Here is a 14260-nt window from a genome sequence, read left to right as displayed (position 1 = left end):
GGTAGGACGGAGAGGAAGGCTTACTTTGGCGCAATTCACCTACAAGGCCCGTAGCCGGGCGGGCGAGATCCTCGAGGACAAGATCGAGGGTAACGACACGATGAGCGTGGCGACGGCGCTGAGGCAGCAGGGCCTGCTCGTCATCGACATCAAGGAGCAGGGCGTCGGGCAGAAGGACATCCTCGAGCCCTTTAAGAAGGTCAAGCTCGCCGACCTCGTCGTCTTCACGCGCCAGTTCGCGACGATGATCAACGCCGGCCTCCCGATCGTGCGGTGCCTCTACGTCCTCACCGAGCAGACGGACAACAAGAAGCTCAAGGACGTCCTCGAAGACGTGCGCAAGGACGTCGAGGCGGGCCTCGCCCTCTCCGAGGCCCTGGACAAGCACCCGAAGATCTTCAGCAAGCTCTACACCGAGATGGTCCGCGCCGGCGAGATCGGCGGCATCCTCGACGAGGTGCTGCTCCGCATCGCCCAGCAGCTCGAGAACGACCAAGAGCTCCGCCGCAAGGTCAAGAGCGCGATGACGTACCCCATCGTCGTCCTCGTGCTCGCGATCCTGGCCGCCTCGTTCATGCTGATCTTTATCGTCCCGATCTTCGCCAAGATGTTCGAGGACCTCGGCGGCGACCTGCCGCTCCCGACGAGGGTCGCGATGGGCCTCTCCGGCATCCTGACGAGCATCTTCGGCGTCTTCGTCTACGCGGGTCTGATCGGCGGCGTGGTCTTCTTCCTGAGGTGGCGCAAGACCGAGAACGGGCGCAAGGTCGTCGATCCGGCGATGCTGAAGATACCGGCCAAGATCGGGGACATCATCCACAAGGTCGCCCTCGCCCGCTTCGCCCGCACCCTGGGCACCCTGAGCGCGGCCGGCGTCCCTATTCTGCAGGCCCTGGAGATCACGGCGACGTCGTCCGGCAACTGGGTGATCGAGAAGGCGCTCCTGAAGAGCCGCCAGGCGATCCGGGAGGGCCTGCCGATCTACCAGCCGCTCGAAGAGGAGGCGGCGTTCCCTCCGATGGTGACCCGAATGATCGCGGTCGGCGAGGAGACGGGCGACATCGACGGGATGCTTACGAAGATCGCCGAGTTCTACGAGTCGGAGGTCGACGCCGCAGTCAAGGCGCTGACCTCGATCATCGAGCCGTTGATGATCGTGGTCGTCGGCGGCATCGTCGGCGGCATAATCGTGGCGATGTACCTGCCGATGTTCAAGATCTTCGAGCTTATCGAGTAGCGGAGATGTAAGGTCTGAGGATAACCCGGGGTTTCAACCTCGATTAGCCTCGATTCTGAAGCGTTTCTCGAAACCCACTGTGCCGGGCAGCGTTCGGTACAGTGGGTTTGATTCCGTAACGAGCGTAGCTTCGGCTATCGACGACGAATGGCATAAGCCCTTCGCGCTCAAGTCGTCTAGTATGTCTGCAGACTTCCTGAGCCTCTTCGCTCCCGGGGCTTTCGGCCCGAGCGTGGCTCTCGGCGGCTCTGCCGCGACGCTCTGTCGCTTCTAAACCGGTTCGGTGTGGCGAAGATGTGCATTCGATTCTGGATTAACCGGTCTGTATGTAGGTGTCGAAGTAGAACGGCCTGTGCGGATCGGCGGTGCCAAGGGCGGAGAAGCCGCACGGATGGCGGGTCGATGCTTGCGGGGCGGGTGCGACCCATTACGGAGCATACGAGCGGGTCCGGGAGGACCCAGTAGGGGGACGGGCAGTGGATGCAAGGAGCGCGGGCGGCAGGGGCTCAGTCCGCCGGGCGACCTCGAGCGCCTCTAGACCGTCGAGGGCACCGTGGACCTCGAACCCCTCCCTCTCCAGGTACTTCCGGAGCAGATTCAAGGGGTTTTGCTCGTCTTCCACGACGAGACCCCGAACGATCACGGCCAGGATCCTACCGAAGAGGAGCCAGAAGCTTCAACTCTGGCCACCAGGTTCATCTCACTCCCTCTCATGCGTGCATCGTCCGCAGTCTCCAGTGCATGAGCTCTGCCGCGCCCGGAGTTTGACCGTTCCAAGCAGTGGGCATCCAACCCGCAAGGACTATAGCCTTCCAGAATCCTCTCGGGCGAGCCTATAGTACTCAGCCAGACAAGGCAGGCGGCCAACGAAACGTAAGCGAACGCACAAGATCAGAGCCCGCTCGTATGCAAGAATGGCAAATGGAGGAGCTATGAAGATACGGATAACGCAAAACGTCCCCAGGTACGCCCGTCTCGCCAAAGACGTCGTCGTGGACGCAGAACCCGTTGCCAGCCACCCCGAAGTGATGCGGGTGAAGGGTTTCGGCGCTTTCGAAAATGGGGCGCTGGTGCGGAGCTGGGAGCTGGTATTGTTGGACGAAGAGATCGAGGCGCTCCTGAACGAGGACTAGCCGCCACCCCATTACCGACGTTTCCTCGATCGGCAGCACATGCGCACGAACCGAACGCTCGGTCCGTGACGGGCAGGGTTTCAGGTCCGGGTCCCTTAGTGTTCCAAGCGAAACGAAGCATGCCGTTTTCCTGGTGGTCAAGGAAGTACATCGGAGACAGACCTGCGGGACGCCGTAGACATCGGGGCCCTTCGTACTTGTCTGAGCCGTACCCGGAAGCGGACGTTGATTTTACCTTTTTCGAGCGATTCCTCATCGCTGGAGCACGGTAGTTGAAGCTGTAAAAGCGCCAAGCTCCGTCGCGCGGGCGAACCCTGTGTCCAGCTTGAATGGTGCCCCCGGTCGCTGGTAAGAGCCGACCCGGCTCCGGTGGCGCGCAGGGAACGCTAGGAGCCTTCCCGGTGGCAACTTCTCCGGATGGGACCGTGCAGGCCGGGCGTAACCATGCGAGCATGGGCGTCGATCTGCTCGCCTGTCCGGAAGTTCCGAGGCATGCACTTGAAGCGCGGCTAAAGGTTTCTCTCGCGCTGCCCGATAACCATGTAGTCGCTAGATCTGACGGACCCGGACGGAAGGGGTTGAGGGCGTGAGGAACGATCGTGGAAAAGTTGCCATCTCTGCAGCGCTCCCGGCGACCCTTCAAGGAATTTCCGGTTGCGCTGAGGGAGGGCGGCACGAAGCATTCGAGATCATCCGTCCGACCCTCGGCGCCTCGCGCTCCGAGGTAGGCTGAGACCTTACAGAAGGGGATAGCGGAACCCTATGGCCGCCGTGGGGCAGGTGGAGAACGACCGCGTCGTGCGGCTCATACGGGCCTACCGCGAGAAGGGCGACCGACGGGCGGTGGAGCGGATCTTCTCGATCCACGGAAAGATCCTCAACCACATCGTCCGCCGCTACTCGGGCTCCTCGGGCGAGACCTACGAGGACCTCTTGCAGGTCGGCTACGTGGGCCTCATCAAGGCCGTGAACGGCTACAAGACGGACTCGAACGCCCGCTTCAGCTCCTACGCCTACGCCATGATCGACGGCGAGCTCCGCCACCACTTCCGCGACACGGGCCTCGTGAAGAGGCCGCGGTGGGCGCGGAGCCTCTACTCCCGCATCGCCGAGGCGACGACGAAGCTCACCGGGGAGCTCGGCCGGCCCCCGCTCGTCGACGAGATCGCCACGGAGGTGAACGTGACCCCCGAGGGCGTGATGGAGGTGATGAAGCTCTTCCTGAACACGAACGTCTCCTCCCTCGACGCCCCCGGCTTCGACGGCGAGGAGCCGAACATCGGGGCGATCAAGAGCCTCCAGTACGACTCGTTCTCCCTGCCGGTGGAGGACCGCATCCTCCTGGAGCAGGGCCTGGACTCTCTCAGCGAGATTCAGCGCAAGGTGGTCTACCTCTTCTTCTACAAGGACCTCTCCCAGACGGAGATCGGCAAGCGCCTCGGGCTCCCCCAGCGCAAGGTCTCGCGCATCATCGCCTCCTCGATGAAGTCCCTGAAGGACAGGATCAGCCGCTAGCGGCGACCCCGTCCGTGTGGCGCGCGAAGCACGGCGGTAAAGCCGCGAGCGGTAGCCTCTTGCGGCGAACCGGTACGGAACGCGAACCGATGAGGAGGGGATCTTCGGGCACTCTCCGGCCCCTCGTGGCTACAGGTTCTTGAAGTACCTGGCTATCGGCAGGTGGACGTATCCGGCCTTCTCGTAGGTGCGGCGCGCCGCTGCGTGCCCGGGGTCTCCCCCCGTCTCGACCATCGCCACTCTCATCCCGGCTTCTTTGAGCCTCTCAAGGGCGAACTCGGTCAGGGCCGTTCCGATGCCACCGCCCTGGTGGTCCGGGTCGACGGCCAGCATGGAGATCTCGCCCATGCCGCGCTCCGGATGATGGAGCTCGACCGCGACGAAGCCGACGGTGGCTCCTTCTACCTCGGCGACCCATACCCGCCCGTTCTCTGCGTCGCAGACGTCCTCCACCGCGCGCCGCTGGTCTTCGCGCCAGTCCGGATGCTGCCGCCGGAAGATCTCCGACCCCAGCGTCCTCTCCAGGGACGCGAAGACCGGCGCCCACGCCCTCAGCGAGAAGTCGACTACCGCCTCGGCGTCTCGATCTTCGAACGGCCGAATCCGTGGCCGCATGGCTGACACACCTCCCGACACCGGTTTCTCCCCAGGGTACGTGCCACGATTCTAAGCGCGGGAGGCGCTACGCGCAGGAGATCGCATCGGGTAGGACGGCCGCCGCGCGACCATGGGTTCGGCCGATAGCGCGGGTTTCGTCGCGCGTCGCGCACCTTCTCGCGGTCAGGTTTGCTGGGAGCCCGCACTCCAGACTGTGCTGTAGAATTCCGACCTTCCGTTGCTGTTCTTCGCGGCTCGCGCCGCCCGGAAGGAGCGTAATTCTTTGGGTTTCTTTGGATCGGTCGGCGACAGGGTAGTGGGCGCTCCTTCCATCCTCGCGGCCGATTTCGCCAACCTCGCCGAGGAGGTTCGCCGGGTGGAGGCCGGGGGGGCGGAGCTTGTCCATTTCGACGTGATGGATAACCACTTCGTGCCGAACCTGTCGGTGGGGCCCGCGGTCGCCGCCGCGCTCGTGGCGTCCACGGACCTCCCCGTGGACGCCCACCTGCAGGTCATGCGTCCGGACTCCCTGATCCCGGCCCTCGTCGAGGCGGGGGTGGCGAGCATCCAGGTGCAACCCGAGTCCACCCCCCACCTGCACCGCACCCTAGAAGCGATAAAGAACGCGGGCCTTGACGCAGGCTGCGCCCTGAGCCCGACGATGTCGCCGAGCGTTCTGGAGTACGCGTGGCCGTACCTCGATTACGTGAACGTGATGAGCGTGAGCCCCGGCTTCGGCGGGCAGGCGTTCATCCCTGAGATGGTCGGGAAGGTCCGCCGGCTGCGGGAGATGACGGACCTCCCCATCCAGGTCGACGGCGGCATCACCGAGGAGACCGCCCCCCTGATGGTCGCGGCCGGAGCGCGGGTTCTCGTCGCCGGCTCCGCCGTCTTCAGGGGGGACAGGGCGGCCCGGATGCGCGGGATCGTCGAGGCCGGAGAGGGGGCGCTGGGGCCGGCCTGACGCCTCCCTCTCCGCGGCGAACACGCGTTACTTGTAAGCATTTGGAGCGCGTGGTACCTTTGCCCCGTATGGCTTTTCGGGGGCGGGTGGAATTCCCGCACCGGCGGTGATCCCGCGGGCACTGTGTCCCGCGGAAAGCCCGCGAACCTCACGGAGAGATCCGGGGTTGAGCCGGTGAAGGCTGGTCTCGCCAGCCGTAGTCCGGCGCCGACGGTCAGAGTCCGGATGGGAGAAAGGGTGCGTTGTCTCAGGACGTATTCATGCGCCGCGCCCGCGAACTCGCGGAGCGTGGACGCTACACGGCGGCGCCGAACCCCCTCGTAGGGGCGGTCGTCGTGCGTGACGGCGGGATCATAGGCGAGGGCTGGCACGCTCGCGCGGGCAGGGAGCACGCGGAGGTCGTGGCCCTCGACGCGGCGGGCTCCGCGGCGCGCGGGGCCGAGCTCTTCGTCACCCTCGAACCTTGCAACCACCAGGGCAAGACGCCCCCCTGCACGGACGCCGTCCTGAGGGCCGGCATCGGCCGCGTCGTCGCCGGCCACCTCGATCCGAACCCCAAGATGCGCGGCCGGAGCATGGAGCTCTTGCGCGAGGCCGGGGTGGCGGTCGAGGTTCTGGACGACGGGTCCTTCGCCCGCCAGAACGAGCAGTTTCTCCACCTGATGACCACGGGACGGCCGTTCGTGCACCTCAAGCTCGCGTCGTCGCTGGACGGCAGGATCTCCGCCTCCGGCGGGGAGAGCAAGTGGATCACGGGCGAGGCCGCCCGACGGCGCGCCCACGAGCTGCGCGCCGAGGCCGGGGCGGTCCTCGTCGGCGCGGGCACCGCTCGCTTCGACGACCCCCTCCTCACCCCGCGAGACCTCCCCGAGGCGGCCCCGCCCGTCCTCCGCGTCGTCCTCGACCCGCATCTGACCCTGAGCCCGCAGAGCCGGCTCGTCGAGACGGTTGGCGCGGACCCCGTGCTCGTCTTCTCCGGCGAGGACGCCGACGCCGCGACGGGGAGGTGCTGCGCGGGCGCGGCGTGGAGGTCGTGACGGCGCCCGGGGCTCGGGCGGGGGATGGACCTCGGTTACGTGCTGGACGAGCTGGGGCGGCGGGGCGTCCGCGGCGTGCTCGTGGAGGGGGCGGGGAGACCGTCGGGAGGTTCGTCCGCGAGGGCCTGGCCGACAAGCTCACCGTGTTCTACGCGCCGAAGGTGCTGGGCTCGGGGGGGACGCCGCTCATGGGGTCTCTCGCGGTGGACGCGGTCGGGAGGGCGCCGGGGTTCCGCGTCGATGAGGTCGAGAGGTTCGGGGAGGACGTCGCGCTGACGCTCTACCCGGCGAGAACGGAGGAGAGCTAGGGTGTTTACGGGGCTGGTCGAAGGGACGGGGCGCGTCGCCTCCCTCGAAGGGGGCGAGATGGCCCGGATCGAGGTGGAGGCCGGGAGGCTCGCAGAGGGGACCGGGATCGGCGACTCGGTCTCGGTCAACGGGGCATGCCTGACCGTCAACGAGATCCACGGCGAGAAGCTGGTCTTCTACGCCATGCAGGAGACGCTCAGGCGGACGGCGCTCGGGGGCCTCGGGGAGGGCGACGCCGTCAACCTGGAGCGCGCCATGACCCCCGAGAAGCGCTTCGGGGCCACATCGTGCAGGGGCACGTGGACGGGGTCGGGGAGGTCCTTGGCGTCACGCCCGAGGGGACGCCGAGCTCTGGGAGTTCTCGGCCCCGCAGAGCGTCCTCAGGTACGCCGTCGAGAAGGGGAGCGTCTGCGTAGATGGGATCAGCCTCACCCTCGCCTCCGTCCGCGAGGGCTCGTTCACCGTCTCCATCCTGCCGCAGACGAGGGAGGCGACGAACCTCAAGGGGCTCGTCCCCGGCGACCGGGTGAACCTGGAGGCGGACGTGATAGGCAAGTACGTGGAGAAGCTCCTCGGGCCCCGGCTGGGGAGCGTGGCGCAGAGCAGCGGAGTCTCGCAATTAAAAGATAGGAGAGAAGATGCCGTTTAGCCCGATAGACGAGGTCCTGGAGGACATCAAGGCCGGAAAGATGGTCATCGTCATAGACGACGAGGACCGGGAGAACGAGGGCGACCTGACGATGGCCGCCGAGCTCGTCACCGCCGACGACATAAACTTCATGGCGACGCACGGGCGGGGGCTCATCTGCCTGCCTATGGCCGGGGAGATGATCGACAAGCTCGAGATCCCGGACATGGCGACCCACAACTCCTCGCGCATGAACACGGCCTTCACCGCCTCCATCGAGGCGAAGGACGGCATCACGACCGGCATCTCCACCGCCGATCGGGCGCACACCTGCCGCGTCGCCGTCGACGACGCCACCGGCCCGGACGACCTCGTCATGCCGGGCCACATCTTCCCCCTGCGCGCCCGCCCCGGCGGCGTCCTGCAGCGGGCCGGCCAGACCGAGGCCGCGGTCGACCTCGCGCGCCTCGCGGGCCTGAAGCCCGCCGGCGTGATCTGCGAGATCATGAAAGAGGACGGCACGATGGCCCGCGTCCCGGACCTCGAGAAGTTCTCCGAGGAGCACGGCGTCAAGCTCGTGACCACGGCCCAGCTTATCGAGTACCGCCGCCGCTACGAGCGCCACGTGAAGTTCGCGGTCGAGACGCGCCTGCCCACCGACCACGGCGAGTTCCGCCTGCGCGCCTACGAGAACGACGTCGACGACCTGACGCACTTGGCGCTCGTCATGGGCGAGCCCGAGGGCAAGGAGGACGTCCTCGTGCGCGTCCACTCCGCCTGCCTGACCGGCGACGCCCTGCACTCGTTGCGCTGCGACTGCGGGCAGCAGCTCGACTCCGCGATGGCGCAGATCGCCAAGGAGGGCGAGGGGGTCCTCGTGTACATGCAGCAGGAGGGGCGCGGCATCGGCCTCCTCAACAAGATGAAGGCGTACCACCTCCAGGACGAGGGCCTCGACACGGTAGAAGCGAACCAGAAGCTCGGCTTCGCCCCGGACCTCCGGGACTACGGCCTCGGCGCCCAGATCCTCAAGGACCTCGACCTCTCCCGCATCCGGCTCATGACCAACAACCTCACCAAGGTGGTCGGGCTCGGGGGATTCGGGCTGGAGATCACGGACCGTGTGCCGCTTGAGATCACGCCGAACGGCGAGAACAAGCGCTATCTCCAGACGAAGAAGGAGAAGCTCAACCACGTCTTCGACAACATCTAGGGGAACCGGGTTGAACGAGCCGAACATCATCGAGGGACACCTGAGCGCGGCGGGGCGGCGGTTCGCGATCGTCGCCTCCCGCTTCAACGAGTTCGTCGTCAAGGCGCTGCTCGACGGGGCGCTCGACGCCATAAAGCGCCACGGGGGCGACCTCGCCTCCGTAGACGTGGCGTGGGTGCCGGGGGCCTACGAGGTGCCGCTGGCGGCGAAGCGCCTCGCCGTCTCGGACCGCTACGACGCGATCATCACTCTAGGCGCCGTGATCCGGGGCGCCACCGCCCACTTCGACTACGTCGCGGGCGCCGCCTCTTCCGGGGTCACCTCCGTCTCGCTGGAGACGAACGTGCCCGTCATCTTCGGCGTCCTGACGACGGAGAACATAGAGCAGGCCATCGAGCGCGCCGGCACGAAGGCGGGCAACCACGGCTTCGAGGCCGCCGTCACGGCCATCGAGATGGCCTCGCTCGTGGAGCGCATCGACGAGCGCGCCGGCCGCGGGGAGCACTCCGCCTCCCCGCGGGTGGGGCAGGCCTGAGGGGCGACCGACGAGAAGAGCCCCGAGCCTCCAGTAGGGGCTCGGGGCTCCGGTTGTAGCGGGGAGAGGTTGCCTAGGCGGTAGCGGTGGCGTCGGCGGGTCGGATGCTCGGGGCGGCCTTCTGGACCTTGAAGGCCTTCAGGCAGGAGGTGCAGACGTACTCGCGCCTGACGGAGGCGCCTTCCTGAATGCGGATCTTCTGCAGGTTCGGGTTCCAGCGGCGCCGGGTGGCGCGCAGGGAGTGGCTCCGGGCGTTGCCGAAGTTGGGGCCCTTCTTGCAGGAATAACAGACTTTAGCCACGAGAATTCTCCTGTGCTAGGATACCGGCCGATATCGGATGGGGCCCATAAGTGGTGGCTCGCTGCGCACGACCTAAAGACGGGCTCCGGGCGAAGATTGTACACCAGTTTCCATCCCGCAACACTTAGAATACGGTGGTGCCCGCACGGGCCGTCCATGGGGAAGAGGAAGGTTGATGAGCCGCACGGCCGAGGGTCGCGAAGAAGGAGTACTGCCCAAGTCGGAGCTGAAGGTCGTCGTCGGGGCGGCCTACGCCGCCCTCAAGGCTCGCGCGGCGAAGATCGACGCCCTGAACGTCTACCCGGTCCCGGACGGGGACACCGGGACCAACATGCTCCTCACCCTACGCTCCGTGATGGAGGCGGTCTCCAGCTCTCCTAACCTGCGGGGTGAGGACGCCGCCAGGGCCGTCTCCCGGGCGGCGCTCATGGGCGCGAGAGGCAACTCGGGCGTCATCCTCTCCCAGATTCTGCGCGGGGCGTGCGAGAAGCTGGGGCAGGCCCGCTCGCTCGACGCGAAGGCGCTGGCCGAGGCTCTCGGCGGCGCGAAGGAGCGGGCGTACGCGGCGGTGCGCGAGCCCGTAGAAGGGACGATGCTCTCGGTGATGAAGGACGCCGCGGCGGCGGCCCAGGCCCTCGTCGAGGGCGGCAAGAGCGACCCCGCGGAGGTGCTGCGGGAGGCCGCGCGCGCGGCGCACGAGTCGGTGAGGCGGACCCCCGAGCTCTTGAGGGCGCTGAGGGAGGCCGGGGTGGTCGACGCCGGCGGCTACGGGGTCGCGGTGATCCTCGACGCGCTGCGGGCTTCGCTGTCGGGGGAGGAGCTCGAGCTCGACGATGACGACGAGTCCGTCCCCAACGAGGGGCTGCTCAAGGGCACGATCGAGCACTCCGCCGAGGAGGCCTGGGGCTACTGCACCGAGTTCGTCGTCAACGGCTTCTCCGGCGACGCCGAGGGGTTCGGGGCCTGGATCCACGAGGTCGGCAAGAGCGTGCTCGTGATCCCGGACGAAGACCTCGTCAAGGTCCACCTCCACACCCAGGACCCGGGCGGCGCGATCTCCTTCGCCGGGCGCTACGGCCGCCTCTCCGGGGTCAAGGTCGAGGACATGGAGGCCCAGACGAGGGCCCGGGTAGGTCACGCGGACGAGACGCCCGCGGCGGACCTCGGGGTCGTCGTGGCGAGCCGGGGGGCCGGGAACCGCGCGTTCTTCGAGTCGATGGGGGCGGTGGTCGTCGAGGGGGGGCAGGGCGCCAACCCGAGCACCGAAGATTTCGTCCGGGCCGTGGAGCAGACGGGGGCGAGGACCGTGATCCTGCTGCCCAACAACAAGAACGTGGTACCGACAGCCGGGCAGGTCGCGGGCCTCGTGGAGGTCGAGGTCCGGGTGGTCCCGACGCATACCATCGCCGGGGGCCTCGCCGCGATGGTCGGCTACGACGCCGAGGGGGAGCCCGAGGAGGTCGTGGAGGAGATGTGCGAGATCGTCTCTGGCTTGCGGTGCGGCGAGGTGACCCAGGCCGTCCGCGAGGCCCGCGTCGAGGGCCGCGAGGTCCCCGAGGGGGCGTACATCGGGCTCCTCGACGGCGAGCTCGTCGCGGTCGAGCAGGGGGTCGAGGACGCGGCGGTCCGGCTCGTCGAGAGGATGCTCGCGGAGGGGGCCGACGTCGTCACCCTGCTCCGGGGCTACGGGATGGACGAGGACTCCGCGAGAAAGGTCGCCGAGAGGATAAGGACCCTGGACGAGGCGGTCGAGGTCGAGGTGAAGGATGGGGGACAGCCCCTCTATCCCTTGCAGATGGTGGCCGAGTAATGACGACGGCGATCGTCACGGACTCGACGACGAGCCTCCCCGAAGGGGTAGTGGAGAGGCCGGACGTGCGGGTGGTCCCGCTGACGTTCGGCTTCGGCCCGGACGAGACCTACACGGACAAGGTCGACCTCTCCAACGCCGAGTTCTACGAGAAGCTGAAGACCTCCTCCCGTTTCCCGACCACCTCCCAGCCTTCGGCCGGGGCCTTTGTCGAGGCGTACGAGTCCCTGAGCGCGTACGACGACGTGCTCGTCCTCACGCTTTCCAGCAAGCTCAGCGGGACGTACGGGTCGGCGCTCTCGGCGGCGGGGATGGTCGAGCGTCACGTCGAGGTGATCGACACCAAGACCGCCGAGATGGGGTCCGGCCTGATCCTCCTGGAGGCCCTCAGGGTCGCGGACGAGGGTGGCGGCTTCGAGGACGTCAAGGGGGCGGTGGAGGAGGCGGTTCGCCGGTGCGGCATCTACTTCGCCGTCGGCACCCTGGAGTACCTGGAGAAGAGCGGGCGCATAGGCCGGGCGCAGCGCCTCCTCGGGACGGCGCTGGACATCCGGCCGGTCCTGCGCCTCGAGGACGGGGAGGTCGTGCCGCACAAGCGGGCGCGGGGCCGCAAGCGCCAGATGGCGGCGATCGTGGACGACGTCAAGCCGCTCGTCGAGTCGGGGCGCCAGATCGCCTACGGCCAGGTCAACGCCCCCGACGCGCTCGACGACCTGATGAAGGCGCTCGGGAACAGGGGGCGGTTCGTGGCCGAGATCGGGGGCGTCGTCGGGTCCCACGTCGGGCCCGGTGCTTATGGCGTGGCCTACCTTTAACGAGGCCTCACCGGGGGCCGTCCGGGAGACGGTACCTCCCCCTCGCCTTTCCTGGCGGACGACGCTGCCGGAGCTCAGGGAACGGCCCGTCACCGAGCTTCCCGGGGTGGGCCCGCGCATCGCGGCGGCGCTTGGGGACCTCGGCGTCCGGACGCTGGCGGACCTCGTCTCCCACTACCCCTCCCGCCACGAGGACCTCTCGAACGTCAAGCCGATCTCCGACCTGCGCGTCGGCGAGAAGGCGACGGTGGTCGCGCGGGTGGTGAACGTGAAGCCCGTGGGGAGGCCCGTCCGGGGACGCGTCCCCGGCCTCTCCGCGCAGCTCTACGACGGGACGGGGTACATGCCCGCGACCGTCTGGGGCCGCGGCTGGCTCCTCAACCAGCTCGTCCCCGACACCTGGGTCGTGGTCTCGGGCGAGGTGCAGCGCAAGTACGGGTTGCAGCTCGCGGCGAAGAGCATCGAGGTCGTCGACGATCCCGCGACGCTCGGCGAGTCCGCGCACGCCGGCAGGTTCGTGCCCGTTTATCCGGCGAACAAGGCCATTAACGCGCGCCGGGCGCGGACCCTGATCCACCGCGGCCTCGACGGCGCCGGCCGCATACTCGACCCCCTGCCGGCAGCGATACTCGCCCGCCAGAACCTCCCGAACCTGCACGACGCGATCCACGAGATCCACTTCCCGAGCGACAGGGACTGCTTGAAGGAGGCGACCCGCAGGCTCGTCTTTCACGAGCTCTTCCTCATCCAGACCGGTCTCGCCGCCCGCAAAGCCCGGCTGGAGAAGACGGAGACGGGCCGGAGGCACCGGGGCGACGGGCGCCTGCTCAACCCGTTCCTCAAGGCGCTGCCCTTCGGTCTGACGGGGGCGCAGGAGCGCGTCATCGGGGAGGTCCTCGAGGGGATGCGCTCGGAGAAACCGATGCGCCGGCTCCTCCAGGGCGACGTCGGGAGCGGCAAGACCGTCGTCGCCGTCGCGGGGCTCCTCTCGGCGGTCGAGTCCGGGGGGCAGGGCGCGATCATGGCCCCCACGGAAGTCCTCGCCGAGCAGCACTACCTCTCCATCTCCGCGGCCCTCAAGGACCTGCCCGTGAACGTGGTCCTGCTGACGGGTTCGCAGGGCGCACAAGAGCGCCGCGCAGCGCTCGAAGCCGTCGCGGGCGGCGAGGCCCACGTCGTCGTCGGCACGCACGCCCTGATCCAGAAAGGCGTGGACTTCCACAACCTCTCGCTCGTCGTGGTCGACGAGCAGCACCGCTTCGGGGTGGGGCAGAGGACGGAGTTCAAGGAGAAGGGGGTGACGCCCGACACCCTCATCATGACGGCGACGCCCATACCCAGGACGCTCTCGCTCACGCTCTACGGGGACCTGGAGGTCTCGATCCTGGACGAGCTGCCCCCGGGCAGGAAGCCCGTCGACACCCGGGCCATCGCGGTCGCGGAGCGCTACGAGGCGTACGAGAGCGTCGCGGAGGAGCTTGAGGCCGGGCGCCAGGCGTACGTGATCTGCCCGCTCGTCGAGGAGTCGGAGGCCCTGGAGGACGTCCGCGCGGCGGAGGAGTTGTACGACGAGCTCGTCACGGAGATTTTCCCGGAGCGGCGCGTCGGCCTGCTGCACGGACGGATGAAGGCGCAGGAGAAGCGCGAGGTGATGGCGGCGTTCCGCTCGCGCGAGATCGAGGTCCTCGTCGCCACCGTGGTCGTCGAGGTCGGGGTGGACGTGCCGAACGCGAGCGCGATCGTGATCGAGGGCGCCGAGCGCTTCGGCCTCTCCCAGCTCCACCAGCTCCGGGGGAGGGTGTGCCGTGGCCTCCATCCGCCGAAGTGCTTTCTCGTCGCCGACCCGAAGACCGACGACTCGCAGAAGCGCCTCGACGCCCTGTGCGACCACCAGGACGGCTTCAAGCTCTCCGAGGTGGACCTCGCGATCAGGGGCGAGGGGACCCTTTTCGGGGCCCGCCAGAGCGGGATGCCGGACCTCAAGATCGCCAAGCTCCTCCGGGACATCGACATCCTCGTCGAGGCCCGCCGCGAGGCCTTCGAGCTCGTCGCCGATGACCCGACCCTCCGCAAGCCCCACCACCGCCCGCTCAGGCGCGAGATCCGCGACCTCCTCGGCCGGGACGTGGACTGGCTGTTCAAGGAGTAGCGGTGGTCGGTGCCGGC

At 67.9% G+C, this 14260-nt stretch carries 13 protein-coding genes, 2 pseudogenes and 1 riboswitch; of the genes and pseudogenes, 13 read left to right on the top strand and 2 right to left on the bottom strand.

Annotated elements, in window-relative coordinates; genetic code table 11:
* Positions 1–25 precede the first annotated feature (25 nt).
* From GBA65_RS11235 to GBA65_RS11225, 3 genes are all read left to right on the top strand, one after another.
* Complete coding sequence (locus GBA65_RS11235; RefSeq protein WP_207955704.1) at positions 26–1237, top strand: type II secretion system F family protein; 1212 nt, start codon at positions 26–28, stop codon at positions 1235–1237.
* 932 nt (positions 1238–2169) lie between these two features.
* Positions 2170–2370 carry a hypothetical protein gene (locus tag GBA65_RS11230; protein WP_166396631.1) on the top strand — a complete coding sequence of 67 codons (201 nt, stop codon included), beginning with the start codon at positions 2170–2172 and terminating at the stop codon, positions 2368–2370.
* A 762-nt stretch (positions 2371–3132) separates the two neighbouring features.
* On the top strand, positions 3133–3885 hold the full coding sequence (locus GBA65_RS11225) for a sigma-70 family RNA polymerase sigma factor (protein ID WP_166396630.1): 753 nt from the start codon (positions 3133–3135) through the stop codon (positions 3883–3885).
* Between the two features lie 129 nt (positions 3886–4014).
* Here the strand turns inward: GBA65_RS11225 and GBA65_RS11220 are convergent, their stop codons facing one another.
* Positions 4015–4500: a GNAT family N-acetyltransferase gene (locus tag GBA65_RS11220; protein ID WP_166396629.1), complete on the bottom strand. Its 486-nt coding sequence runs from the start codon at positions 4498–4500 to the stop codon at positions 4015–4017.
* Positions 4501–4765: 265 nt separating this feature from the next.
* Here GBA65_RS11220 and rpe point away from each other — a divergent pair, with 265 nt between their 5' ends.
* The 7 genes and pseudogenes from rpe to ribH all read left to right on the top strand — a co-directional run bounded on the left by rpe (position 4766) and on the right by ribH (position 9168).
* Complete coding sequence (gene rpe, locus GBA65_RS11215) at positions 4766–5446, top strand: ribulose-phosphate 3-epimerase (protein WP_166396628.1); 681 nt, start codon at positions 4766–4768, stop codon at positions 5444–5446.
* A 68-nt stretch (positions 5447–5514) separates the two neighbouring features.
* Positions 5515–5687: riboswitch (FMN riboswitch) on the top strand.
* Between the two features lies 1 nt (position 5688).
* Positions 5689–6483 (top strand): bifunctional diaminohydroxyphosphoribosylaminopyrimidine deaminase/5-amino-6-(5-phosphoribosylamino)uracil reductase RibD, encoded by a 795-nt coding sequence (ribD, locus tag GBA65_RS11210; RefSeq protein ID WP_166396627.1) that lies wholly within the window; start codon positions 5689–5691, stop codon positions 6481–6483.
* The gene (locus tag GBA65_RS25210) at positions 6453–6791 is read left to right on the top strand and encodes a dihydrofolate reductase family protein (protein ID WP_166396626.1); all 339 of its coding nucleotides are present in this window, start codon (positions 6453–6455) and stop codon (positions 6789–6791) included. The genes ribD and GBA65_RS25210 overlap by 31 nt, the downstream gene beginning before the upstream one ends.
* A gap of 58 nt (positions 6792–6849) precedes the next feature.
* A pseudogene (locus GBA65_RS26425) lies at positions 6850–6987 on the top strand (riboflavin synthase); the annotation flags it as partial.
* Between the two features lie 202 nt (positions 6988–7189).
* Positions 7190–7441 (top strand): annotated as a pseudogene (locus GBA65_RS26420) (riboflavin synthase); the annotation flags it as partial.
* The gene (locus tag GBA65_RS11195) at positions 7431–8633 is read left to right on the top strand and encodes a bifunctional 3,4-dihydroxy-2-butanone-4-phosphate synthase/GTP cyclohydrolase II (protein WP_166396625.1); all 1203 of its coding nucleotides are present in this window, start codon (positions 7431–7433) and stop codon (positions 8631–8633) included. The pseudogene GBA65_RS26420 and the gene GBA65_RS11195, both read left to right, overlap by 11 nt.
* Positions 8634–8643: 10 nt before the next feature.
* Entirely contained in the window at positions 8644–9168 is a 525-nt protein-coding gene (gene ribH / locus GBA65_RS11190) for a 6,7-dimethyl-8-ribityllumazine synthase (protein ID WP_166396624.1), read from the top strand.
* A gap of 73 nt (positions 9169–9241) precedes the next feature.
* On the opposite strand, the gene rpmB is transcribed toward ribH, so the two are convergent.
* Entirely contained in the window at positions 9242–9469 is a 228-nt protein-coding gene (rpmB, locus tag GBA65_RS11185) for a 50S ribosomal protein L28 (protein WP_166396623.1), read from the bottom strand.
* A gap of 175 nt (positions 9470–9644) precedes the next feature.
* Here rpmB and GBA65_RS11180 point away from each other — a divergent pair, with 175 nt between their 5' ends.
* The 3 genes from GBA65_RS11180 to recG all read left to right on the top strand — a co-directional run bounded on the left by GBA65_RS11180 (position 9645) and on the right by recG (position 14243).
* Positions 9645–11279: a DAK2 domain-containing protein gene (locus GBA65_RS11180; RefSeq protein ID WP_166396622.1), complete on the top strand. Its 1635-nt coding sequence runs from the start codon at positions 9645–9647 to the stop codon at positions 11277–11279.
* Positions 11279–12094 (top strand): DegV family protein, encoded by an 816-nt coding sequence (locus GBA65_RS11175; protein WP_166396621.1) that lies wholly within the window; start codon positions 11279–11281, stop codon positions 12092–12094. Before GBA65_RS11180 ends, GBA65_RS11175 begins: the two co-directional genes overlap by 1 nt.
* 106 nt (positions 12095–12200) lie before the next feature.
* On the top strand, positions 12201–14243 hold the full coding sequence (gene recG, locus GBA65_RS11170; protein ID WP_166396620.1) for an ATP-dependent DNA helicase RecG: 2043 nt from the start codon (positions 12201–12203) through the stop codon (positions 14241–14243).
* Positions 14244–14260: the final 17 nt, after the last annotated feature.

It is taken from the genome of Rubrobacter marinus (genome assembly GCF_011492965.1).
In the GTDB taxonomy this organism is placed as follows: Bacteria; Actinomycetota; Rubrobacteria; order Rubrobacterales; family Rubrobacteraceae; genus Rubrobacter_F; species Rubrobacter_F marinus.
This window is presented reverse-complemented; position numbering and strand designations above follow the sequence as displayed.

Excerpts from the sequence above, each read along its gene's own strand:
- GBA65_RS11230 (WP_166396631.1), top strand. The coding sequence starts at position 2,170 with ATGAAGATACGGATAACGCAAAACGTCCCCAGGTACGCCCGTCTCGCC.
- GBA65_RS11225 (WP_166396630.1), top strand. The coding sequence starts at position 3,133 with ATGGCCGCCGTGGGGCAGGTGGAGAACGACCGCGTCGTGCGGCTCATA.
- GBA65_RS11220 (WP_166396629.1), bottom strand. The coding sequence starts at position 4,500 with ATGCGGCCACGGATTCGGCCGTTCGAAGATCGAGACGCCGAGGCGGTA.
- GBA65_RS11195 (WP_166396625.1), top strand. The coding sequence starts at position 7,431 with ATGCCGTTTAGCCCGATAGACGAGGTCCTGGAGGACATCAAGGCCGGA.
- GBA65_RS11180 (WP_166396622.1), top strand. The coding sequence starts at position 9,645 with ATGAGCCGCACGGCCGAGGGTCGCGAAGAAGGAGTACTGCCCAAGTCG.
- GBA65_RS11175 (WP_166396621.1), top strand. The coding sequence starts at position 11,279 with ATGACGACGGCGATCGTCACGGACTCGACGACGAGCCTCCCCGAAGGG.